21 protein-coding genes are annotated in these 22,433 nt (G+C 72.5%); 9 read left to right on the top strand and 12 right to left on the bottom strand.

The features are described 5' to 3' along the window. Positions 1-606 precede the first annotated feature (606 nt). Both BS83_RS07390 and BS83_RS07385 read right to left on the bottom strand, forming a co-directional pair. Positions 607-1,083: an ATP-binding protein gene (locus tag BS83_RS07390; RefSeq protein WP_037602059.1), complete on the bottom strand. Its 477-nt coding sequence runs from the start codon at positions 1,081-1,083 to the stop codon at positions 607-609. Between the two features lie 116 nt (positions 1,084-1,199). Beyond that, a complete protein-coding gene (locus BS83_RS07385) occupies positions 1,200-1,541 on the bottom strand; it encodes an STAS domain-containing protein (RefSeq protein WP_037602057.1) in 342 nt (113 codons plus the stop codon). A gap of 67 nt (positions 1,542-1,608) precedes the next feature. Here BS83_RS07385 and BS83_RS07380 point away from each other — a divergent pair, with 67 nt between their 5' ends. Next, positions 1,609-4,254: a DEAD/DEAH box helicase gene (locus BS83_RS07380; protein WP_084713253.1), complete on the top strand. Its 2,646-nt coding sequence runs from the start codon at positions 1,609-1,611 to the stop codon at positions 4,252-4,254. Between the two features lie 25 nt (positions 4,255-4,279). Here the strand turns inward: BS83_RS07380 and BS83_RS07375 are convergent, their stop codons facing one another. The 7 genes from BS83_RS07375 to ssd all read right to left on the bottom strand — a co-directional run bounded on the left by BS83_RS07375 (position 4,280) and on the right by ssd (position 9,963). After that, positions 4,280-4,699: an Rv3654c family TadE-like protein gene (locus tag BS83_RS07375; protein ID WP_232248106.1), complete on the bottom strand. Its 420-nt coding sequence runs from the start codon at positions 4,697-4,699 to the stop codon at positions 4,280-4,282. After that, positions 4,696-5,061 (bottom strand): TadE family type IV pilus minor pilin, encoded by a 366-nt coding sequence (locus tag BS83_RS07370; protein ID WP_051942746.1) that lies wholly within the window; start codon positions 5,059-5,061, stop codon positions 4,696-4,698. The genes BS83_RS07375 and BS83_RS07370 overlap by 4 nt, the downstream gene beginning before the upstream one ends. Continuing rightward, complete coding sequence (locus BS83_RS48535) at positions 5,051-5,164, bottom strand: DUF4244 domain-containing protein (RefSeq protein WP_037602055.1); 114 nt, start codon at positions 5,162-5,164, stop codon at positions 5,051-5,053. The genes BS83_RS07370 and BS83_RS48535 overlap by 11 nt, the downstream gene beginning before the upstream one ends. A 434-nt stretch (positions 5,165-5,598) precedes the next feature. Next, positions 5,599-6,471, bottom strand: a complete 873-nt coding sequence (locus tag BS83_RS07360) for a type II secretion system F family protein (RefSeq protein WP_232248104.1) — start codon at positions 6,469-6,471, stop codon at positions 5,599-5,601. Continuing rightward, positions 6,468-7,307, bottom strand: a complete 840-nt coding sequence (locus BS83_RS07355) for a type II secretion system F family protein (RefSeq protein ID WP_037603088.1) — start codon at positions 7,305-7,307, stop codon at positions 6,468-6,470. The genes BS83_RS07360 and BS83_RS07355 overlap by 4 nt, the downstream gene beginning before the upstream one ends. Before the next feature lie 203 nt (positions 7,308-7,510). Next, positions 7,511-8,782, bottom strand: coding sequence for a TadA family conjugal transfer-associated ATPase (locus BS83_RS07350; RefSeq protein ID WP_084713196.1), 1,272 nt, complete (start codon positions 8,780-8,782; stop codon positions 7,511-7,513). Further along, positions 8,779-9,963: a septum site-determining protein Ssd gene (ssd, locus tag BS83_RS07345; protein WP_084713195.1), complete on the bottom strand. Its 1,185-nt coding sequence runs from the start codon at positions 9,961-9,963 to the stop codon at positions 8,779-8,781. The genes BS83_RS07350 and ssd overlap by 4 nt, the downstream gene beginning before the upstream one ends. Before the next feature lie 521 nt (positions 9,964-10,484). Here ssd and BS83_RS07340 point away from each other — a divergent pair. Further along, positions 10,485-11,318, top strand: coding sequence for an HAD family hydrolase (locus BS83_RS07340; RefSeq protein ID WP_408640976.1), 834 nt, complete (start codon positions 10,485-10,487; stop codon positions 11,316-11,318). A gap of 426 nt (positions 11,319-11,744) precedes the next feature. Here BS83_RS07340 and BS83_RS07335 read toward each other — a convergent pair whose 3' ends face one another. After that, the gene (locus BS83_RS07335; protein WP_051942744.1) at positions 11,745-12,677 is read right to left on the bottom strand and encodes a Fic family protein; all 933 of its coding nucleotides are present in this window, start codon (positions 12,675-12,677) and stop codon (positions 11,745-11,747) included. Positions 12,678-12,870: 193 nt separating this feature from the next. On the opposite strand from BS83_RS07335, the gene BS83_RS07330 reads away from it, so the two are divergent. The 7 genes from BS83_RS07330 (at position 12,871) to BS83_RS07300 (ending at position 20,196) form a co-directional block, all read left to right on the top strand. After that, the gene (locus BS83_RS07330) at positions 12,871-13,866 is read left to right on the top strand and encodes an ATP-binding protein (protein WP_037602053.1); all 996 of its coding nucleotides are present in this window, start codon (positions 12,871-12,873) and stop codon (positions 13,864-13,866) included. Positions 13,867-14,011: 145 nt separating this feature from the next. Next, complete coding sequence (locus BS83_RS07325) at positions 14,012-14,770, top strand: carbonic anhydrase (RefSeq protein ID WP_051942743.1); 759 nt, start codon at positions 14,012-14,014, stop codon at positions 14,768-14,770. Between the two features lie 124 nt (positions 14,771-14,894). Continuing rightward, on the top strand, positions 14,895-16,853 hold the full coding sequence (gene acs / locus BS83_RS07320; RefSeq protein ID WP_232248100.1) for an acetate--CoA ligase: 1,959 nt from the start codon (positions 14,895-14,897) through the stop codon (positions 16,851-16,853). Between the two features lie 105 nt (positions 16,854-16,958). After that, complete coding sequence (gene nhaA, locus BS83_RS07315) at positions 16,959-18,248, top strand: Na+/H+ antiporter NhaA (RefSeq protein ID WP_051942742.1); 1,290 nt, start codon at positions 16,959-16,961, stop codon at positions 18,246-18,248. Between the two features lie 82 nt (positions 18,249-18,330). Then, complete coding sequence (locus BS83_RS07310) at positions 18,331-18,777, top strand: phage holin family protein (RefSeq protein ID WP_084713194.1); 447 nt, start codon at positions 18,331-18,333, stop codon at positions 18,775-18,777. A gap of 156 nt (positions 18,778-18,933) precedes the next feature. Further along, a complete protein-coding gene (locus BS83_RS07305; RefSeq protein WP_037602049.1) occupies positions 18,934-19,875 on the top strand; it encodes an alpha/beta fold hydrolase in 942 nt (313 codons plus the stop codon). Positions 19,876-20,043: 168 nt separating this feature from the next. Further along, positions 20,044-20,196: a hypothetical protein gene (locus tag BS83_RS07300; RefSeq protein WP_232248098.1), complete on the top strand. Its 153-nt coding sequence runs from the start codon at positions 20,044-20,046 to the stop codon at positions 20,194-20,196. A gap of 69 nt (positions 20,197-20,265) precedes the next feature. Here BS83_RS07300 and BS83_RS07295 read toward each other — a convergent pair whose 3' ends face one another. Both BS83_RS07295 and BS83_RS07290 read right to left on the bottom strand, forming a co-directional pair. After that, entirely contained in the window at positions 20,266-20,964 is a 699-nt protein-coding gene (locus tag BS83_RS07295; RefSeq protein ID WP_037602045.1) for a metal-dependent hydrolase, read from the bottom strand. A gap of 173 nt (positions 20,965-21,137) precedes the next feature. Next, complete coding sequence (locus BS83_RS07290) at positions 21,138-22,316, bottom strand: MarP family serine protease (protein ID WP_037602043.1); 1,179 nt, start codon at positions 22,314-22,316, stop codon at positions 21,138-21,140. Between the last annotated feature and the right edge of the window lie 117 nt (positions 22,317-22,433).

Here is a 22,433-nt window from a genome sequence, read left to right as displayed (position 1 = left end):
TACAGGTGGCACGTGATGTGACGGAATAGCTGATCGGGACGACGCGGAGCGGTCCGCCGACGGACGCGACAGGAGTTCCCAATCGGGAGGGGTGGGGCTGGAGTTGCTCCGCCCTCGTGCGCCGAGCGCCTGCGTTGACGTGGGTGTTTGCGGCGGCGTGGAGATGCGTGGGCCCGTGGGCACCCCCTGGGTCCCCGTGAGGCGGTGGAGCACGGGCGGCGTAGCGGGGCCGGACGCGACCGGGCGTGCCGACGTCGGCTCGGAGGCGGCGCCCCGGCGAACCGCTCAGGAGGCTGCCGCCGCACTCGGCGGGCCACAGGCGATGGAAGATCGCGGGCTCGGAGCGATCCCGGTCGGGGCGATCCGGTCCGGGCGGATCCGGTCCGGATCAGCCGCAACCGAGGCCGCCACCGCCGGACGACCGAATCGGGCACGCGAGGGCGGCCCGGGGCGCCTTCGACCGGCCCGATGCGCCGTCGATGCGGGCAGAGCCGTGGATGCGCCGAGGCCGGACCCGCCGCGGAGCCCAGTACCCGGGCAGGGTGGACGGGCGGGCGGCACGGGGATCCCGTCCGCCCGGCGCGCCGCGTGCGGTTCGGTCCGGGCTCAGCCCAGGTGGTCTGCCGGGTCGGCGACGGGCCAGCTCATGCGGATCAGGCCACCGTCGTCATCGTGTCCGATGACCAGGTCGTCCACCAGGCCGCTGATGACGGCCAGACCCATCGTGTCGTCGGAACCGTGGTCGCCGCCGTTCGCCTGGTTTCCGGCCCCGGCCTCGGCGGCGAGAGCGAGCGCGTCGACGCCGCTGCTGTCGGCGTGCGAGGTGGCCGGCGTCGGAACGCCGTCGCCGACCTCGATCAGGAACCGCTTCTCCTGCTGGATCAGTTTGACCCTGACCGGGTGCGAGACGCCGCTGCGCACATGCAGGCCCACGGCCCGTGAGCAGGCTTCGCCCACGGCGAGGCGGACCTCGTCGAGAACGGACTCGTCGACCCCGGCCTGTCGTGCGACCGCCGCGGCGACCAGCCGCGCCGTGCGCACGTGCGCCGGGAGCGCGCTGAAGCGCAGTTCGACGGTGGCCATATATGTCCCCCTCGAAAGGTTCAGGTTTTCGGACCGGCCCCGGGAGCGGCGGTCGCGCGGCCGCACGGGTCAGTTGCCCGCTGTACCGCGCCGACCGCTCCCGGGCGCACCACCGCTCAGTCGTTGGCGGCGACGGCCTCGTCCACGGAGCCGTGGATGGGGAACACCTTGGTCAGTCCGGTGATCCGGAAAATTTTGAGAATGCGCTCCTGGTTGCAGACCAAACGAAGCGAACCCTCATGGGCGCGTACCCGCTTGAGCCCGCCGACGAGCACGCCCAGCCCGGTCGAGTCCAGGAAGTCCACGCCTTCCATGTCCACGATCAGGTGGTAGTGACCCTCATTGACGAGCTCGACGAGCTGCTCGCGCAGCTTCGGGGCGGTGTACACATCGATCTCGCCCCCCACGTCGACGACCGTGCGGTCGCCGACGGAACGGGTCGACAGGGACAGGTCCACGGAACCTCCAGCACCTTGCCTTGCTTCCATGCCGATGGCGGGGCCCTGGCCCCGTTGCACGGCCGCGATGGCATTCAACCACTTATCGCGAGGCCAGCACGACGCCTTGGGGCGAATCTCCATCGGCGTGATGACAGACTTGAGGCCGATGAAGCCGCACCCGGACCCGTCGGAGGCCGCTCTCGACCGCCTCGTGGGCACGCGGGGGCGGCAAGATCGGCTCACCCATATGGAGCACATTCCCGCCCGGCCCGCTCAGTATGCGGACTGGCCGACCGGCCTTCGGACGGAGGTTCTGGAGGCGGTCGCCGCCGCCGGAATCGCCCGCCCTTGGTCGCATCAGGCCGAGGCCGCGAAACTGGCGATAAACGGACAGAATGTGGTGATTGCCACAGGCACCGCCTCGGGCAAGTCGCTCGCGTACCTCGCGCCTGTGCTGAGCGCCCTGCTGGACGGCACCGAGGCCAAGAACGGCCGCGGGGCCACCGGCCTGTACCTGGCGCCGACGAAGGCACTGGCCGCCGACCAGTTGCGCCGCCTGGGCGAGCTGCGCAGCGCCGCGGGACCCGAGTCTCCGCTGTCGCGGGTCCGCGCGGCCGGCTACGACGGCGATACTCCGTTCGAGGAACGCGAGTGGGTCCGGCAGTACGCCTCGTACGTGCTGACCAACCCGGACATGCTCCATCGCGGCATCCTGCCCGGACACACCCGTTGGGCCTCGTTCCTGCGCGCGCTGCGCTACGTCGTCATCGACGAGTGCCACAGCTACCGGGGAGTCTTCGGCTCCCACGTCGCGCAGGTGCTGCGGCGCCTGCGCCGGCTCTGTGCCCGCTACGGCGCGAACCCGGTCTTCCTGCTCGCCTCGGCGACCGTGGCCGATCCGGGACAGAGCGCGGCGCGGCTCACCGGCCTGCCCGTGGCGGAGGTGACCGAGGACGGCTCGCCGCGCGGTGCGACGGTCTTCGCGCTGTGGGAACCGCCCCTGACCGAGATGTCCGGCGAGCACGGAGCCCCCGTACGCCGCTCGGCCACCGCAGAGGCGGCCGACCTGTTGACCGACCTGGTGCTCGACGGCACCCGCACCGTCGCCTTCGTCCGCTCCCGGCGCGGTGCCGAGCTGATCTCGGTGATCGCCCAGGAGCGGCTGGCCGAGGCCGCCGGTCATGCGGCGGCCCGTCGCGTGGCCGCCTACCGGGGCGGCTACCTGCCCGAGGAACGGCGGGCGCTGGAGCGCGCTCTGCACTCCGGAGCCCTGCTGGGCCTCGCCTCGACCAGCGCACTGGAGCTCGGCGTCGACGTGGCCGGTCTGGACGCGGTGCTACTGGCCGGCTACCCGGGCACCCGGGCGTCGCTGTGGCAGCAGGCGGGCCGGGCGGGCCGGGAGGGACAGGGCGCGCTCGCGGTGCTGATCGCCCGCGACGACCCGCTGGACACCTACCTGGTCCACCATCCCGACTCGCTGTTCCGGCAGCCGGTGGAGTCGACGGTGCTGGACCCGGACAACCCGCACGTGCTCGCGCCGCACCTGTGCGCGGCCGCGGCGGAGCTGCCCCTGACCGAGCCCGAGGATCTGGAGCTCTTCGGCCCGTCGGCGCCGATACTCCTGCCCCAGCTGGAGCGGCGCGGGATGCTGCGCCGACGCGGGGGCGCGTCCTGGTTCTGGACCCGCAGGGAGCGGGCGGCGGACCTGGTGGACATTCGCGGCGAGGGCGGCGCCCCCGTGCGCGTCGTGGAGGCCGACACCGGTCGCCTGCTCGGCACGGTCGACGCGGGATCCGCCCATACGTCCGTCCACACCGGGGCGGTCCACCTGCACCAGGGCCGCAGCTATCTGGTCCGCGAACTCGACCTGGACGAGTCCGTCGCCCTGGTCGCCGAGGCCGATCCGCCCTACAGCACCGTCGCCCGTGACACGACCGCGATCACGGTGCTGGGCACCGATCGCGAGGTGGCCTGGGGGGAGGCGCGGCTGAGCTTCGGCTCGGTGGAGGTGACCAACCAGGTCGTCTCCTTCCTCAAGCGCCGACTGCTGACCGGCGAGATCCTGGGCGAGACCAAGCTCGACCTGCCGCCGCGCACGCTGCGGACGCGCGCGGTCTGGTGGTCGGTGACGGAGGACCAACTGGAGGACGCGGGAGTGCTTCCCGAGGAGCTTCCCGGTGCCGCGCACGCGGCGGAGCACGCCTCGATCGGCCTGCTGCCGCTCTTCGCGACCTGCGACCGCTGGGACATCGGCGGCGTCTCGGTGCCGCTGCACCCGGACACCGGCCTGCCCACGGTCTTCGTCTACGACGGCCACCCGGGAGGCGCGGGCTTCGCCGAACGCGGCTTCCAGCGCGCTCGGGCGTGGCTGTCGGCCACCCTGGAGGCGATCACCGCGTGCGAGTGCGAACGTGGCTGCCCCTCCTGCATCCAGAGCCCGAAGTGCGGGAACGGCAACGACCCCCTGGACAAGCCCGGCGCGATCCGCCTGCTGACCCTGCTCCTGGCGGGAGCACCGGACGCTCACACCGCCGGTGGCGGCGACGGCGCCCCGGGCCCTACCGAGAGCGGCGCGGGCGGAGCGAGCCCCATCGGAGGGAGCCCCGTCGGAGGGAGCACGGCGACGGACGGCGCGATCGGTGGCAGTTCGGTCGGAGGCGCGGTCGGTGGCAGCGCGGTCAGCGACGACGGGGCGCCGGGCGCCGAGTCGGCGGAGGCCAAGAGGCTCTGACCGGCCGCACACATGCGGGGCCGGGCTACATCGGAGCCGTGACCGGCCCGGCGCGCGAGCGGGCGTGGGCCGGAGGGAGGCCGGGCACGAGGGTGATCCCGGTGGGGACGGTGACCTCGACCTCGACGCTGTCCTCCAGCGCGTCGGCGCGGATGGTGCAGGACCGGAGCGTCGCGCCCTGAGCGGAGGCGATCACGGCCGCACGGGCGCAGGCCTCCCCCGGGTCGAGCAGCAGCCGTCCCGCTGCGGCGAGCGCCGCGAGGTCGGCGGCCGACTCCGCCCGGTGGCGGGCCGCCACCGCGCCCGCGACCCCCAGCGCGGCTGTGGCCGCGAGGGAGACCAGCAGCAGCAGACCGACCAGCCAGACCGTCGCCGATCCCACGTCGTTCCACCGCCCGGCTCCGTCGCTGATCCTGCTCCTGTGACCGGCCTTGGTGGGGCTCACGGCCGGGCTCCCGGCTCGCCGGGCTCCCGCTCCGCGATCGCTGTGGCGGCGACCCGGACGGAGAGCAGACCGCCGGGTCCGCCGCTGACCGCGGACACCTCGGCCCGGACCAGGTCGCCTCCCACGCTCACCGAGACCGAGGCGCCGGACGGGGCTGCGGCCCGGCCCAAGGAGACGGCCTGCGGGTCCCCACGGGCCGCCGCGCGTGCGGCCTCCCTCGCGGCGTCCACGCAGCGCACCTGCGCGGATCCGACCAGAACCGCCCACAGCAGCAGTGCGGTGACCAGCACCAGCGCCGGCAGCGCCACCGCCGCCTCCGCCGTCGTGTATCCCAGCTCGCGCCGGGCACGCTCAGACAGCACCGAGCGCTCGCCTGATCAGGCCCTGAAGGGCGGCGGAGACGGCCCCGCTGGTGACCACCTTGTAGAGCAGGGCGGCGAAGCCGCACGCGGCGACGGTTCCCACGGCGTACTCTTGATGGTCATTCCCGCGTCCGGGGCGAAACGGCGCAGGCGGCAGCGGACGACGTGCGCGCCGTGCAGGAGCCATACCTGCGCCACGCACAGCAGGAGCGAGAGCGTGGCCCGGGGACGCCGCAGGCACAGCCCGATGAAGCGGACGTGCCCGACGGGGCTGCCGGGAGCCGCGGCGCTTCGGGGAACGGCACGGGGAGCGGACGTGGTCATGGGGTTCCTCCGGTCGGGGGTGAACGGCGCTGAGTGCGCCGTCTGATCGAGTCGGCGGGCGAGTTGATGCACTCGGCCCACTCCGGCCGACGAGCCGGTCGATTGGTCGATCGAGCGAGGGGTCGATCGACGGGCGCAGTCGGTCGGCCCGGCTGCACGACGGGATCGGGACAGTCGGGGACGACAGGCGGGACCGCCGGTCGTCCGTGTGCCTCAGAGGCGGCCGAGGAAGCTTCCGGCCAGCCCGGTGACCACCGGGACGACGCCGACGAGGACGAAGGCCGGCAGGAAGCAGAGGCCGAGCGGTGCCGTGGCCAGGACCCCGGCACGACGGACGCGTGCCTGCGCCTCGCGTGCGGCTGACGCCCGTTCGGCGTCGGCCAGGCGGGCCAGGCCCGCCGCCGGGGGTGCGCCACTGGCCGCCGCGCGGGCCAGGCAGCGACCGAGTGGGGCCAGAGCGGGCTCGGTGTCTCCGAGCCGCTCCCAGCAGGCCTCCGGGTCTGCTCCTATCGAGAGCTCGACCGCCGCCGTGGCCAGTCGGCTCGCGATGGGCTCGGCCACGGCCGTGGCCACCGCCGTGAGGGCGGCGTCCGGCGGACACCAGGAGGCCAGGCAGCCGGCCAGCAGATCAGCGGCCAAGGGCAGTTGGGATCGCAGCGCGGCGGCCGACCGGCGGCGCTGCTGCTCGGCGCGGCCCGGCGGAGCGGGCAGGAGCCTGAGCCCCAGCGCTGTCAGCGCGACACCCAGCACCCAGCCCGCCTGTCCTCCCACCAGCGCGACTGCTCCGGCGCCGATCAGCATCGACGCCAGCCGGGGCACCAGTCGGTCCCGCTCGGCTGCGCGCCCCTCCGAGCGGACCGACGCCGCCCATGACGCCGGGCTCGCTGCCCGGCGAGCGGCAAGGCGCACCACGGGCAGCTTGGCCGACGGAGTTGCCGCTCCCGCGCCGCCCTGCGGAGCGGTCTGCAGACCGAACCGGCCCGCGCGGCGGCGGATCAGTCCCCGCCGCCGACGCACCGTCAGGCCGACGGCGAGCGCAGTGCCTCCGCTGAGCGCAGCGGAAGCCCAGACCAACCCGCCGCTCACGTCAGGCCCTCCGCCGTGCGGGCGATGCGCGCTGTCCAGGCCAGCCCGGCGAACTCCAGTGCCGAGCCGAGCAACAGACAGACCAGGCCCGGCGTCGTGTGGAGCAGCACCTGCAGCGGGTCGGCCCCGAGAGCCGCGCCCAGGGCCAGCCCGAAGAGTGGCAGGAGGGCCAGCAGGACGGCGGTCGAGCGAGGACCGGCCAACTCGGCACGCACGGTGTCGCGCAGCGCCCGCTCGGCGCGCAGTCCTTCGGCGACCCGGTCGAGCCCTTCGGCCAGACCGGCCCCGCTGGAGGAGGTGACCCGCCAACACGCGGCGGCTCCTGCGGCCCCCTCTGCGCCGGGCAGCTCCGACAGCAGGATCAGGGCAGATTCGACGGACCCACCGAGCCGCACGGCGGCCAGCAGACCGGTCAGATCCAGGGCGTCCCCGTGCGGGAGGCCCTCGACGGCCATTTCGACCGCCTGATGCGGGGTGGCCCCCGTGCGGAGCTCCCCGGCCAGTGCCGAGCAGAGCTCCACCACCGCGACCCTGCGCCGCTCCCGCGCCTTGGCCGCGCGCCGACGGCGCCGGAGCCGCAGCACCGGCCAGACAGCTGCCGCACCGACCAGTCCCGGTACCGGGGAGTCGGCCAGCCATGCGGCGGCCGCGCCGAGCGGGACCAGCCCCAGCTCCACCGGCAGCCGCGCCCGGAGTCGTCGGGCTCGGCGCTGCCACGGACCGACGCTCCGGGCTGGGGCTCCGGGGTAGAGCAGTCGCTGGCGGCGCACCGCCTCGTCGCGCCGGGCCAGCCACCAGGCTGCCCAGCCGAGCAGGCACATCACCGTTCCCGCCATGGTCGCGTGCAGCAGCGGCCATGGAAGCCCCAGCGCCCTGGGCGGCAGGAGCAGCCCGGGTGGGCCGGGCAGCGCGAGATGGAGAGGAAGTGCCGGACGGAAGGGAAGAAGCGCCGAGCGGAGGGGCAGCCCCCGCACCGGCCCGAGGGGCAACCCCGGATGGCCGAGAAGCCCCGGCAGACCGACCGGCATCGGCCCCGCCCTCACTGCGCCTTGCCCCACGGCGCGCGCAGCCCGCCGCAGCGTTCGGCCAGGTGCGCCCATCCGGGGCCCGGCTCCTGTCCGCCCGCAGGCGGGAATCTGACGGCGGGAACGGCCGTCACCAGGCCTCCGCCGCCCCGTGACAGGACGCAGACCTCGGCCACCCGACGCCGGCCGCCCGGCCCTCGGACCAGGTGCACCACGGCGTCCAGCGCGGAACCCAGCTGGCTGTGCAGGGCGTCCCTGCCGAGCCCGGCCGTGGCCGCCAGCGCCTCCAGCCGGGCGGGAACGTCGGCCGCGGTGTTCGCGTGGACGGTGCCGCAGCCGCCCTCGTGACCGGTGTTCAGGGAGGCGAGCAGCTCCAGGACTTCCTCGCCGCGCACCTCGCCGACGACGAGCCGGTCGGGGCGCATCCGCAGCGCCTGGCGGACCAGCTCCCGCAGGGCCACCCCGCCCGCGCCCTCCTGGTTGGGCGGACGGCCCTCCAGTCGCACCACGTGCGGGTGGTCGGGGACCAGCTCCGCCGAGTCCTCGACGACGACGAGGCGTTCATGCGTGGGCACCAGGCCGAGCAGTGCCGCCAACAGGGTGGTCTTCCCTGTGCCCGTGCCGCCCGAGACGAGGAAGGCGACCCTGGCACGGACCAACGCGTGCAACAGGGCCGCGCCCCAGGCGGTGAGCGAGCCCGCGGCCGTCAGCTCCTCGAGCGTGAACGGCCGGGGTCGGCTGACCCGCAGCGAGATCAGCGTGCAGCCCACGGCGACCGGGGGCAGCACCGCATGCAGACGCACCCCCTGCGGCAGCCGGGCGTCGGCCCAGGGACGGGCGTCGTCGAGACGGCGTCCGGCCGTGTGAGCGAGCCGCTGTGCCAGCCGCCGTACCGCGGCTTCGTCGGCGAACCGCACCTCGCGGGCGCGTTGGAGCCCGTGGCCCCGATCGACCCACACATCGCGCGGGCCGTTGACGAGGACGTCGCTGACCTCCGGATCGGTCAGCAGGCGGTCGAGCGGACCCGCGCCCACCATCTCGGCGCGCAGCTCCCTGACGATCTCCAGGACCTCGGTGTCGCCGTAGGGACGGCCCTGGGCGCGGAGGGCGGCCGCGACATCGGTGATCGTCGGTTCCGCGCCCGCCTCGGCGAGTCGCAGCCGGACTGCGTCGAGCAGGGCCGCCGAGACCGCCCCTCCGCCGCCGGCACCTGCGGGGCGTCCTGTGGCGGGGTGGTGGACGCGATGGACGCCCGTCGTGCGAGCCGTGCTGGTGCTCCTGGTCATGCTGCCACTCCCCCACCGTCAGTCAGCCCGGCTCCTGCCAGAGCCTCGGTCAGAAACGCTGTGCAGAACCGGCCGAGGGGCCCTTTGGGCCTTGCCCCGGGCGGACGGCCGCACTCCAGGTCCGCGGCCAGCCCCGGCTCGGCGGACAGCTCGCCCGCCAGGGGCAGGCGCAGCCCCCGGGCGACCTCCTCGCCCGTCATCCCGCTCGGCGACGGGCCGCGGACGACCGCGCGCAGGTCGCCGAGCCTCAGCGCGACCCCGGACGCGACCCGGCTCGAGGCCGTCATCGCCCGGAGCTCGGCCGGTACCACCAGCAGGCCGAGGTCTGCCTGTTCCAAGGCCTCGGCCGCGGCCTCGTCGATCCTGCGGGGCAGGTCGAGAACCACCACGCCGCCGCGCCGCCGCGCGGCGCCGAGGACGGTCCGCACCGCCTCGACCGGGATGGTCAGCGTGTCACCGCGGTCCCAGCTCAGTGCGGACAGGCGGTGCAGCCGGGGCAGGGCATGCTCCAGCTCCACGGCGCTGACCCGGCCTCGGGAGGCCGCGAGATCGGGCCACCGCAGGCCTGCGGCCTCCTCTCCGCCGAGCAGGACGTCCAGACCGCCGCCCAGCGGATCGACGTCGATCAGCAGGGTCCGGTGCCCCTCTCTGGCGGCGGTGACGGCGAGGGCGCAGGCGAGCGTCGACGCCCCCGCGCCGCCACGACCGCCGAGCACCGCCACCGTCAGCGCCGGGTGGCCGACGCCCTCGGCCGCGTCGGCGACCCGGTCGAGCAGCCAGGCATCGCTGTCCGGCAGGAAGACGACGTGCTCCGCGCCGATGGTCACGGCCTTCTGCCAGACCTCGCTGTCGTCGAGATCCAACCCGACCAGGAGGACGCCCGGACGCCGCGCGAGGGTGGCCATGCGATCGGCGACGTCGACGCCGACGAGCACGAGCGGGGCGGCCTCCCAGGCCTGGCGTGGTGGCGGTGCCCCGCAGACGACCTGTGGGGTCGCCCCGGCGGCGGCGCAGAGCTTGAGCAGCGTGTCGATCAGGCCGTCGTCCTCGGTGACGATCAACGGCCCGCTGGGGCCGGGGAGCGGAGCGGCGGCCGGGATCCTGGCCGGGTTGTCGGCCGGACCGCCGGACGGACCGGCGGGTGGGTCGGTGGGTGGATCGACGGGCGGGCGTGCGGCCATGACGGCTCCCCCTCGCGAAGTACTGGACCCCTCACGGAGTGCTGGACGCGCCGTGTGCGGCGCGGAATCAGAGTGCGCGGAATTCGCAAGAGGCGTCTGATCCGGGCGGCAATCTGTGGACAACCAAGGGGGTGTGGAAAACTTCGCTACACGCGAGAGTGCATTATGTGTCAAGAAGTTGACGCATCGCCGGATCGAACTGCGGGAACCTTCTCCGCAGCGAGTCGCGCGTAGAACTGATCGGGAATCGTGCCCAGGTCCGAGCAGCGACGCTTCCGGGGGCAGTTCTTCCGGAAATCGCACTTCGGAGGCTCCGGAGCTCCCGGCCCCGGACATGCGACGACCCCCGCCGGGGGGGAGAGCGGGGGTCGTCCTCCACAGCCCGACTCGGGGGGGAGGAGTCGAGCTGGGTTAGCACGGTCGCGAACGATCCGTGACTTCCATGGTGTACCCGAAGCCCTTCTCAAGCAAACCCACGCGCCGGGCCTTGAGCCGAATGGTTGGCACTTATCCTCGACCTCGTGGATAACCACTCGCAGCCCCGCCGCCCCGCCCGTCAGGCCGCCTTCTTCGACCTGGACAAGACGGTGATCGCCAAGTCCAGCGCGCTCGCGTTCAGCGGTCCGCTCTATCGCGGCGGGCTGATCAACCGCCGCGCCGTGCTGAAGAGCGCCTACGCGCAGTTCGTCTTCCTCGCCGGCGGGGCCGACCACGACCAGATGGAGAAGATGCGGCAGTATCTCTCCTCGCTCGCCCGCGGGTGGAACGTGGCCCAGGTGCGCGAGATCGTCGCCGAGACGCTCCACGACCTGATCGATCCGCTGATCTACGACGAGGCCGCCTCGCTGATCGAGGAGCATCACGCGGCCGGCCGCGATGTCGTGATCGTCAGCAGCTCGGGCTCCGAACTCGTCGAGCCGATCGGCGAGATGCTCGGGGCCGACCACGTCATCGCCACCCGGATGGCCGAGGCGGACGGCCGCTACACCGGTGAGATCGACTTCTACGCCTACGCCGCCAACAAGGCGGTCGCGATCCGGCGCCTGGCCGCAGAGGAGGGCTACGACCTGTCCCGCAGCTACGCCTACAGCGACTCCGCGACCGACCTTCCGCTCCTGGAGGCCGTCGGCCACCCCTTCGCGGTCAACCCCGACCGGGCGCTGCGACGCGAGGCAGTCGCCAGGGCCTGGCCTGTCCTGGTCTTCACCCGTCCGGTGCAGTTGCGCGAGCGCAGCGCCTCGTTGGCCGTCACCAGCCGACCCGTGCTGGCCGCGGCGGCTTTCGGCGCGGCGGTGACGGCGGCCGGGTTGGTCTGGTACGCCGCGCGCCGCTCCACCCGCACCGGCTCGGCCTGACTGCCCCAGCTGCCGACGACCCGCCGCCCGACCGCCCTGCCGGCGACCGCACGCCCGAGTAACGAAACGGGTAGGAAGCCGGGCAAAAGGTAAAGAACTGCGCCCCCGGGTTCCGCTTCGGGGTGATCCGCGCTACAAAGGAGTTACGGCCCGCGAGACCAGATGGCTCACCTCCGACGGCAATCGCCGGCAGGACCCATCGAAGCGTCAGGCCACACGGACCGCGCACAGCTTCGGGCACCCACGTGCAGCCGACCCGCGATCTGGGCCGCCGCACCCGGCGAACGGGCAGAGATCCCCGCCGGATGGGCACATACAGGCGTACGCATGGTCACCCGGACCCTGTGCCAGCGGCGGCATCCATGGATGCCGCCGCAACCCTTTCCCGGCCGTGCCGTCCACCCACGACCGCCGGCCTCGGATCGGTCAGGCCATCCCGCGCTGCATCGCCTCGCAGACCGCCGTGCTCTCGCGCACCCCGAGACGCATCGCCTGAGCGCAGTGCGCGATCCACGCGGCCATACCGGCGGCGGTGCCCGAGGCGTAGCCGGTGAGCGCCGCGCGGTAGGCGTCGGTGCCGAGTTCGGCCAGGCCGACCTCCACCGGGCAGATCGCCTTCGGGTCCAGCCCCTCGGCGATCAGCACGATCCGCGTGGCGGCCCGGGCGACCAGGCCGTTGGCGTTGGTGAAGGGGCGCAGCGTGAGCAGCTCGCCGTGCACCACGGCGGCCACGACCAGAGCCGGCGCCGTTCGCTCGTTCGGGTGCTTCGCGCCACCGCGGCTGGCCAACAGCTGCGCGAGGGTGTCCAATCGTGCCGACACCTCGGCAGCTGCGGGCGCCGGGGGGAACGTCAGGTCGGCGGGCAATTCCGTCTCGACCTTCTCGGTAGCGGCCACCCGGTGCCGGAAGAGCTCCTCCGCGGGTTCTCCGGCCTGGCGGGGCCGCCCGACGGCAGGGCCGTCCGCGTCGCCGACGGCCAGCAGGTGCAGCCGGGCCAGCACCTGCAGCGGCGAGTGCCGCCAGGTGCCGAGCAGCTGCCCGGATTCGACACCAAGACGCAGCGCACCACCGACGGTGCGGGCCTCCAGGTCCCGGCCGAAGTCGGTACGACGGCGCACCTCCTCCAGTGGCCAGTCCGCCCCGTCGAGCGCGGCGGAGGCCCTCGCCCCGCGCAGCGCGGCTTCGGAGGTGACCTCGTCGGCACGGCGTCGCATGACGCGGTGCCCGTAGAGGCGGTCGACGGCCCGACGGGTCTCGGCCACCGCTTCGGCGACACCGGGGAGCTCGCCCAGGGGCGCCAGCGGGTCGGCCGACCCGGACGCGGGGCCGGACGGGGATGAAGGGGTGCTCGTGCTCACCGCAATGACATTACGGAACGCACGGGGTCCGGGAGTGCGCCCGGGGACGTGGGGTGCATCACCCGAAAGAGTCAAGGAACTGTGAAAGCGGATCTCCCGTCGGCTACGCCTGGCTACGATGACCACTATCGGTGACGATAACGGTTCCCAATAAGCCCCCTTCCGTCCCATCAGGCCCCGTCCGGAGCACTCCATGAAGATCGCCTTCGTCGGCAAGGGCGGCAGTGGCAAGACCACGCTGTCCTCCCTTTTCATCCGCCACCTCGCCACCGCCGGGAGCCCGGTGATCGCGGTGGACGCAGATGTCAATCAGCATCTGGGCGCAGCCCTCGGGCTCAGCGAGGAGCAGTGCGCGACGCTGCCCTCCCTCGGCGCCCAGCTCCCGGCCATCAAGGAGTACCTGCGCGGGGAGAACCCCCGGATCGCCGACGCGGCGTCAATGATCAAGACGACCCCGCCGGGACGCGGCTCCAGGCTGATGCGCATCGTCGAGGAGAACCCGGTCTACCAGCTGTGCGCGCGGCCGATCACGGTGGACGGCGCCTCCCTGCGCCTGATGGCGACGGGGGCCTTCACCGAGGAGGATCTCGGGGTCTCCTGCTACCACTCGAAGGTCGGCGCGGTGGAGCTCTGCCTCAATCATCTGCTCGACGGCCCCGGCGAGTACTGGGTCACCGACATGACGGCCGGGGCGGACTCCTTCGCCTCGGGCCTGTTCACCCGCTTCGACCAGACCTTCCTGGTCTGCGAGCCGACCCGCAAGGGCATCTCGGTGTACCGGCAGTACCGGGACTACGCGGCCGACTACGACGTCCGGCTGCACGTCATCGGCAACAAGATCCAGCATGACGACGATCTCGCCTTCCTCCGGGAGGAGTTGGGCGACGCACTGCTCGCCGGCTTCGGACAGTCCGCCTGGGTGCGCCGGACGGAGCAGGGGCGCTCGCCGGCCTTCGACGAGCTCGAACCCGCCAACGCCGCCGTCCTGCGGGTCATGCAGGAGACCGCGGACGCCGCCCACTCGCGGCGCGACTGGGTTCGCTACACCTCCCAGCTGGTCGCCTTCCACCTTCGCAATGCCGAGAGTTGGGGCAACGCCAAGACCGGCGCCGACCTCGCCGCCCAGGTCGATCCGGACTTCGTTCTCGGCGAGGACCTGTTGCCCCTCCCCGAGCCGCTGGGGGTCTGAGCAGGAACGGCCATGACTCGCACGGGTGAACTTGGGCAGCTGGAACTGCCCGGACGGTAAAGAACTCATTACTCTTCATTTACCGATTCTTGGCTCATTCGTGGCACACCCGCCGCGCCGTCCTACCCCACAGGAGACGCGACCCATGCACAGCACGCCGAGCACCGAGACCAGTCCGCTGTCCCCACAGCCCCAGCCGCCGTCCGCGACGCAGTCCCTGTCGCGGCCACGGCCGCAGTCGCGGCCCCAGTCGCCGGACGCCCTCACGGGCGTCCGGGACTTCCAGCGACACACCGCGCCCCTGCTCCGTCCCGAGCTGGCGCGGCTGGCCCGGGAGGGCCAGTCACCGGACCAGCTCTTCATCACCTGCGCCGACTCGCGCATGGTGCCCAATGTGATCACCAACAGCGGCCCCGGCGAGCTGTTCACGGTCCGCAACATCGGCAACCTCGTCCCGCCCGCTGCCGACGACAGCGTCTTCGCCGCCGTCGAGTACGCGGTGGACGTCCTGAACGTCCGCTCGATCACCGTCTGCGGACACTCCGGCTGCGGCGCCATGCAGTCGCTGCTCCACGGGGCCCACCGTCGCGACGGCCGGGCAGGGACGCCGCTGACCCGCTGGCTGCGCCACGGCCAGGACTCCCTGCACCGGGTGCGCCACACCCCCGCCCGCTTCCATGGCCGGCCGCCGTCGACCGACCCGCTGGAGCGGCTCTGCCTGACCAACGTGGTCCAGCAGTTGGACAACCTCCGGGCGCATCCGAGTGTCGCCCGCAAGGCTGACGCCGGAGCAGTCCGGTTGACCGGGCTGTACTTCGAGCTCACGACGGCGCAGAGCTACGTGTGGTCGGCGGGCAACCAGGCGTTCCTGCCGGTACGACCGCAGGTGGGCACCGCGGCCTGAGCCGGAGAGTGCCCTCCAGGTGTCCAAAGGTCTACACCAATTTGGGCCAGGGCCTTGTCAGCACCCCCATTGACCTGGTGAGCTATCTCACGGTACCGGGATGAAATCGATGAGGAGTGTTGCGTTGAGCAGCAATGAGAGCCTGGCGAACCTGCTGAAGGAGGAGCGGCGGTTCGCCCCGCCCGCAGCGCTCGCCGCAGCCGCGAATGTCACCGCCGACGCGTACGCGGAGGCCAAGGCCGACCGCCTGGCGTTCTGGGCCGCGCAGGCCCGGCGGCTGAACTGGGCCACGGAGCCCACCGAGACGCTGGACTGGTCCAACCCGCCCTTCGCCAAGTGGTTCGCCGACGGCGAGCTCAACGTCGCCTACAACTGCGTGGACCGCCACGTCGAGGCGGGCCTCGGCGACCGGGTCGCGATCCACTTCGAGGGCGAGCCCGGCGACTCCCGCGCGATCACCTACGCCCAACTGAAGGACGAGGTCTCCCAGGCCGCCAACGCGCTGCTGGAGCTCGGCGTCGCCAAGGGCGACCGGGTCGCCATCTACCTGCCGATGGTGCCCGAGGCCGTGGTCGCGATGCTGGCCTGCGCCCGGATCGGTGCCCCGCACTCGGTGGTCTTCGGCGGCTTCTCGGCCGACGCGGTGGCCTCCCGGGTCCAGGACGCGGACGCCAAGCTCGTCATCACCGCCGACGGCGGCTACCGCCGCGGCAAGGCGACCGCACTCAAGCCGGCCATCGACGAGGCGCTGACCCAGTGCCCGCAGGTCGAGCACGTCCTGGTGGTCCGTCGCACCGGGCAGGAGACGGCCTGGACCGAGGGCCGCGACGTGTGGTGGGACGAGATCACGGCGCGTCAGTCGACCGAGCACGCCCCCGAGGCGCACGCGGCCGAGCACCCGCTGTTCATCCTCTACACCTCGGGCACCACGGGTAAGCCCAAGGGCATCCTGCACACCACCGGCGGCTACCTGACGCAGGCCAGCTACACGCACAACGCGGTCTTCGACCTCAAGCCGGAGACCGACGTCTACTGGTGCACCGCCGACATCGGCTGGGTCACCGGCCACTCGTACATCGTCTACGGGCCGCTCTCCAACGGCGCCACGCAGGTCATGTACGAGGGCACCCCGGACACCCCGCACCAGGGCCGGTTCTGGGAGATCGTGCAGAAGTACGGCGTCACGATCCTCTACACCGCCCCCACGGCGATCCGCACCTTCATGAAGTGGGGCGACGACATCCCCGCGAAGTTCGACCTGTCCTCGCTGCGCCTGCTGGGCAGCGTGGGCGAGCCGATCAACCCCGAGGCGTGGGTCTGGTACCGCGAGCACATCGGCGGCAGCCGCACCCCGATCGTGGACACCTGGTGGCAGACCGAGACCGGCGCCATCATGATCAGCCCGCTGCCCGGCGTCACGGAGACCAAGCCCGGCTCCGCCCAGGTCGCCCTGCCCGGCATCGCGGCGACCGTGGTCGACGACGAGGCGCACGAGGTCCCCGACGGCTCCGGCGGCTACCTGGTGCTGACCGAGCCGTGGCCGTCGATGCTGCGCACCATCTGGGGCGACGACCAGCGCTACATCGACACGTACTGGTCCCGCTTCGAGGGCCGCTACTTCGCCGGCGACGGCGCCAAGAAGGACGACGACGGCGACATCTGGCTCCTGGGCCGCGTGGACGACGTCATGCTGGTCTCCGGCCACAACATCTCCACCACCGAGGTCGAGTCCGCGCTGGTCTCGCACCCGCAGGTCGCCGAGGCCGCCGTGGTCGGCGCCACCGACGCCACCACCGGTCAGGCCATCGTCGCGTTCGTCATCCTGCGCGGCACCGCCCAAGACAGCGACGAGCTGACGGCCGAGCTGCGCGACCACGTGGCCAAGGTGCTGGGCCCGATCGCCAAGCCCAAGCGGATCCTGACGGTCAGCGAGCTGCCCAAGACCCGCTCCGGCAAGATCATGCGGCGCCTGCTCCGCGACGTGGCGGAGAACCGGGCCGTCGGCGACGTCACCACCCTGGCGGACTCCACGGTGATGGACCTGATCCAGAGCAAGCTCCCCTCCGCCCCCAGCGAGGACTGAGCCGCAGCGCTCCGATCGGACCGGGTCCCCGGAGCGTCTCCTGCCGGCCCACGGCGGGGGACGCTCCACCCTTCTGTCGCATTTCCGTAGCATGTGCCAAAACGGATGTATGCGACAGAAGCGAGGTATGCCCGAGTGAGCAGCGCCCCGACGCCGCCGCCGCGCCGCCAGTTCCTGGCCCGGCTGCCCCTGCCGGAACGCGCTTTCATCGCCGACGCGCTGCGAGCGGAGACCGTCGGCGGCGTCCTGCTCCTTGCCGCCGCCCTCGTGGCACTCGTCTGGGCGAACGTCTGGCCGCACTCCTACGAGACGGTCGTCGAGTTCACCATCGGGCCCAGCACGCCACTCCACCTGAACCTTCCCCTGGAGGCCTGGGCCCAGGACGGACTGCTCGCGGTCTTCTTCTTCGTCGCCGGGATCGAGCTCAAGCGTGAGCTGGTGGTGGGCGAGCTGCGCGACCCGCGCACGGCCGCGCTGCCCGTTGTCGCCGCAGTCTGCGGAGTGGCGCTGCCCGCGGTCATCTATGCGCTCGTCAACAGCGCGCCCGGCGGCCACCCCGGCGGGTGGGCCATTCCCACCGCCACCGACATCGCCTTCGCGCTCGGCGTGCTGGCCGTGGTCGGTTCACATCTCCCGTCCGCGCTGCGTGCGTTCCTGCTCACCCTCGCCGTGGTCGACGACCTCATCGCGATCCTGATCATCGCGATCTTCTACAGCAGCGGCGTCAAGCTGTGGGCGTTGGGCCTGGCCCTGCTCGGCCTCGGGGTCTTCTACCTCCTGAACCGGGCCCGGGTGCACGGCTGGTACCTCTACGTGCCGCTGGCGCTCGTGATCTGGGCGCTGATGCACGAGAGCGGCGTCCACGCCACCGTGGAGGGTGTGGCCATGGGCCTGATGCTGCGGGTCACCAAGGACCCGGGCGAGGAGCACTCTCCCGGCGAGCACATCGAGCACCTGGTGCGACCGTTCTCGGCCGGCTTCTGCGTCCCCGTCTTCGCCCTGTTCTCCGCGGGTGTGTCGATCAGCCCCGAGGCGATCGGCCAGGTCTTCACCGAGGCGGCCCCGCTGGGCGTGGTGCTCGGTCTGGTCCTGGGCAAGAGCTTCGGTGTCTTCGGCGGTACCTGGCTGACCGCCAGGTTCACTCGCGCGGAGCTCAACCCGGAGCTGGAGTGGGCCGACCTGTTCTCGGTGTCGGTCCTGTCCGGCATCGGATTCACCGTGTCGCTGCTCATCGCCGGGCTGGCCTTCCCCGACGACCTCGAACTGGTCGAACGGTCCAAGGCGGCCGTACTGGTCGGCTCGTTGCTCTGTGCGGTGGCGGCCACCCTGCTGCTGCGTCGGCGCAACAGGAAGTACCAGCGGTTGTGTGACGAAGAGGACGCGGAGACGGCGTAGTGTCCGGTGGTGACGTACCGTCGAGTAGCGGCATGATCTGATAGAGCAACAGCCAGCACGTCACAGGATGAGGAGACGCGAGATGGTCGCTCCCGAGACCGGGACCGAGCGTACGGTGGGTCAGCTGTTCGCCTCGGCGACCGCGGACCTTTCGGCTCTGGTGCACGACGAGATCGCGCTGGCCAAGCAGGAGATCAAGAAGGACGTCACCCGCGGCGCGATGGGTGGCACCGCCGGCGCCGTCGCGGCGGTCATCGCCCTGGCGTCGATCCCGATGTTCAGCTTCGCCGCCGCCTACGGGCTGCACGCCACCGGCCTCGGCCTGGCCTGGTGCTTCCTGATCGTCGGCGGGGCCTTCGTCCTCATCGCGGTCATCGCGGCCCTGCTCGCCGTGCGGTTCTTCAAGAAGCTCTCGCCGCCGGAGCGGACCATCGCCTCGACCAAGGCGACCGTGGACGTGCTCAAGACGGCCAAGCCGCGCCCGGCCCCGATCACCACCCCCGAGGGCCACAAGGTGCTCACCCGCTAGGGCTGGTCCGACAGCTTCGGCCGCACGACCGCCGGACCGACGGCCTGGCCGACCGCCTGACCGAGCGCCGGACCGACCGCCCGGGGGTCGCAGGAGGGCCCCCTACGGTCCGAGCCGCTGCCCCGTCGAGGGCCGCGGGTGTGACACCCTCTCCCCATGGCCTTCGATCCCGCCACCTCCAGCAGCGAAGCCTTCGATCCCCGCATCGAGGGCCCCTGGACGCACCGTGACGTCGCCGCCAACGGCGCGCGCTTCCACATCGCCGAGCTCGGCGAGGGCCCCCTGGTGCTGCTGGTGCACGGCTGGCCGCAGTTCTGGTGGACCTGGCGGCACCAGCTGACCGCCCTGGCGGGGGCCGGCTACCGCGCCGTCGCGGTCGACCTGCGCGGCGTCGGCGGCAGCGACCGGACCCCTCGCGGCTACGACCCGTCGAACATGGCGCTGGACCTCACCGGCGTGATCCGCTCCCTCGGCGCGCACGACGCGACCGTGGTGGGGCACGACTGGGGCGGCTTCCTCGCCTGGACGGCGGCGGCCATGCGGCCGGCCCTCGTCCGGCGGCTCGCGGTGGTCTCCAGCGCCCACCCGCGCCGGTTCCGGCGCTCGCTGCTGACCGACCGGCGGCAGATCGTCGCGGCGGAGCACCTGCTCGGGTTCCAGCGGCCCTGGGTGCCCGAGCGGCAGCTGGCGGCGGACGACTCCGCGCTGGTGGCGGAGTACCTGCGGGCCTGGACCTCCCCGCGGCACCAGCCGGACGAGGCGGACCTGCGCACCTACCGCCAGGCGATGCAGCTCTCCAACACCCGGCACTGCTCGATCGAGCCCTACCGCTGGCTGATGCGCTCCATGGGCCGTCCCGACGGTCTGCAGTTCTCCCGGCGCATGAACCGGACGCTGCACGTTCCCACGCTGCACGTGCAGGGTTCGGACGACCCGGTGCTGCTCGCCGACACGGCGGCAGGCTCGGGCGACTACGTGGACGCCCCGTACTCCTGGCGGGTGCTGGACGGGGTGGGCCACTACCCGCAGGAGGAGGCGCCCGACGCGTTCTCCGGTCTGCTGCTGGACTGGCTGAAGGACGCCTCGGCCGGCGGCTGACCGGGTACGACGGTCTGTCAGCAGGCAAATACGCCACGCGCATAGGCCAATTGGAACCTGTGCTCGAGGTTACCGATGGGCCAGGGCGGGCACCTTCGCAGTATGAGCTGGATGCACGATCGCGCCGTCGCGCCCCGAAACCGTCGCCGCTCGCAGCAGACCACAGCGGTGACCAGCTCCCCAGGCATTCCCTCCGGGGCCGCCCCCGAAGAGGTGGCCGGCCTGGCCGTCGGGCTGCTGGAGCCCCTGGGCCACGTCGGCATCCCCCGCATTCTCGGCCGGCGCGCCAGGTGGGTGACCTCCCGGCTGCGCCAGCGCTGACCGGCGCGGGCCCGGGCCGCCGACCGCGCGCCGCAGCAGCGGCGGAGCGGTCGGCCCCCGGACCGGCGGCTACAGCGAGTGCGGTGAGAGCGCGGTGAACCAGAGCAGGGCGATGGTGCCGACGCCCATCAGCGGTACGAGTATCTCCGTCTCGAGCTTGTTGCCACTGCTCTTGATGATCTCGATCTCGTAGCGGGTCTTGATCGGCCAGAGCCAGGGCGCGCCCATCTTGGTGATGGAGTCGCCCAGCAGGTGCGCCACGCAGCCGAGGCCCACCGCGTACGGCAGCCAACCGGGCGCCGAGGGAATGAACTTGGCGATGACGCCGGTGCCGATCGCCGCCATGGCCACGACCGTGCCCCAGGCGTTGAAGCCGTGCCCCGGCGGGCAGAGGTTGAGCGCCCGCACGGCCATCGCCAGCAGGAAGAACGTCATGCCCAGCGTGAAGCCGCGCCCGACGTAGCTGACGCCCGCCCAGGTGCCGACCGTCATCAGCGCGACGAACAGGAGGGAGTGCGTCGCGTGGCGGTGGCCGCCCGATATCCAGGCGATGAAACGGCACAGCAACTTGCTGATCGGGCCGAGGAAGTTCGCGATCGTCCCGTCGTGGTGATCCAGATCCGGCAGCAGCGCCGCGCCCGCGCAGAGCACCGTGCCCATCAGGATCTCCTGCGGCTTCAGGTGAGCGTGCATCACCAGCGGAGGCAGATAGGGCGAAGTGGCCGCGAAGAGCAGTGCCCCGCTCACCGCGTGCGAGTGGCCCATCATGACTGGTCGTCCTCCCGGTAAGTGACGTGTTCTCACGATCGGGCCCGACCGTACCAGGAAGATCGCACGGGCCGAGAGGCCACGGCATACGAAGGACTGCGGCGCACGGAAGCACGGCGCGCAGACCGGGAGCGAGCGTCCACGCCTGGGGCCCCCGGGCGCGGGGCGGGGGGCTACAGGGCGCAGGACTGCGTGTTCACGCCCGACGTGAGGCTCGCGCCGCGCTCCGCGTCGGACCGCACCTCGTCGACGGTGAGGGCGTAGCCGGTCTGGGCGTCGTCCAGCGACTTGGCGAAGACCACGCCGTAGACCTCGCCGTCGGAGGTCAGCAGCGGGCCACCCGAGTTCCCCTGGCGAACGGTCGAGCGGATCGAGTAGACGTCGCGGCTGACCGTGCCGCGGTGGTAGATGTCCGGGCCGTTGGCCTGGATCCGGCCGCGGACGCGGGCGGCCTGGACGTTGAAGGGGCCGTTCTCGGGGAAGCCGGCGACGATCGCGTCCGCGCCGGTGCGCGCGCTTCCGGCGAAGGTGAGCGCCGGGGCGGTGAGCGAGGGGACGTCGAGGACCGCGATGTCCCGCTGCCAGTCGTAGAGGACGACCCGCGCGTCCAAGGTCCGGCCGCCGAGACGCACGGTCGGGGTGGTGACGCCGCCGACGACGTGGGCGTTGGTCATCACCCGGTGCGGCGCGTACACGAAGCCGGTGCCCTCGATGACCTTGCTGCAGGAGGGCGCGGTGCCGATGACCTTCACGATGCTCTTCTGCGCCGTCCGCACCGCGGCACTGTTGGCCAGGGCCGGGTCGGGGGCGGGGACGTCCGTGATGGGCTCGTTCTGGAACGGGTCGAAGACCTGGGGGAAGCCGTTGCGGGCCAGGGTGGATGTGAAGTCCGAGAACCAGGAGGGCGCGTCGCCCGGCAGGGCGTCCTGCACGCTGCTCAGCACCTTGGAGGTGCGGACCTGGTGCGCCACCGTGGGCAGGGAGGTGCCGGCCAGGGCCGAGCCTATGAGCCAGGCGACCAGCAGCATCGCCAGCACGTTCACCAGGGCGCCGCCGATCGCGTCGGGCACCCTGGCCCGGCTGCGACCGATCCGGCCGCGGAGCTTCCAGCCCCAGTGGGTGGTGAAGGCCTGGCCGAAGGCCGCGAAGACGATGACCACGACCACCGCGACGACGGAGGAGACCATGCCCGGGGAGAGGTGTGTGAGCAGCAGCGGCAGCAGTTGCACGGCCAGGACCCCGCCGCCGAGGAAGCCGATCACCGAGAGCACGCCCACGACGAAGCCCTGCCGGTAGCCGCTCACAGCGAATCCGACGGCGGCCAGGATCAGCAGGACATCGAGGACGTTCACCCGGCTACCTTGCCACGCCCACCCGAGTGGGCGCAGGCCCCCTCCCCAGCCTGTGGACAACTCGTGACACGTCGGCGCGTGGCACGAGCCGCCGCCCGCAGCCGTCCCGTCCGGGGC

It is taken from the genome of Streptacidiphilus rugosus AM-16 (assembly GCF_000744655.1).
In the GTDB taxonomy this organism is placed as follows: domain Bacteria; phylum Actinomycetota; class Actinomycetes; order Streptomycetales; family Streptomycetaceae; genus Streptacidiphilus; species Streptacidiphilus rugosus.
This window is presented reverse-complemented; position numbering and strand designations above follow the sequence as displayed.

Excerpts from the sequence above, each read along its gene's own strand:
- BS83_RS07390 (WP_037602059.1), bottom strand. The coding sequence starts at position 1,083 with ATGGCCACCGTCGAACTGCGCTTCAGCGCGCTCCCGGCGCACGTGCGC.
- BS83_RS07380 (WP_084713253.1), top strand. The coding sequence starts at position 1,609 with ATGGCATTCAACCACTTATCGCGAGGCCAGCACGACGCCTTGGGGCGA.
- BS83_RS07355 (WP_037603088.1), bottom strand. The coding sequence starts at position 7,307 with ATGGCGGGAACGGTGATGTGCCTGCTCGGCTGGGCAGCCTGGTGGCTG.
- BS83_RS07350 (WP_084713196.1), bottom strand. The coding sequence starts at position 8,782 with ATGACCAGGAGCACCAGCACGGCTCGCACGACGGGCGTCCATCGCGTC.
- ssd (WP_084713195.1), bottom strand. The coding sequence starts at position 9,963 with ATGGCCGCACGCCCGCCCGTCGATCCACCCACCGACCCACCCGCCGGT.
- BS83_RS07330 (WP_037602053.1), top strand. The coding sequence starts at position 12,871 with ATGAAGATCGCCTTCGTCGGCAAGGGCGGCAGTGGCAAGACCACGCTG.
- BS83_RS07325 (WP_051942743.1), top strand. The coding sequence starts at position 14,012 with ATGCACAGCACGCCGAGCACCGAGACCAGTCCGCTGTCCCCACAGCCC.
- nhaA (WP_051942742.1), top strand. The coding sequence starts at position 16,959 with ATGTATGCGACAGAAGCGAGGTATGCCCGAGTGAGCAGCGCCCCGACG.
- BS83_RS07310 (WP_084713194.1), top strand. The coding sequence starts at position 18,331 with ATGGTCGCTCCCGAGACCGGGACCGAGCGTACGGTGGGTCAGCTGTTC.
- BS83_RS07305 (WP_037602049.1), top strand. The coding sequence starts at position 18,934 with ATGGCCTTCGATCCCGCCACCTCCAGCAGCGAAGCCTTCGATCCCCGC.
- BS83_RS07295 (WP_037602045.1), bottom strand. The coding sequence starts at position 20,964 with ATGATGGGCCACTCGCACGCGGTGAGCGGGGCACTGCTCTTCGCGGCC.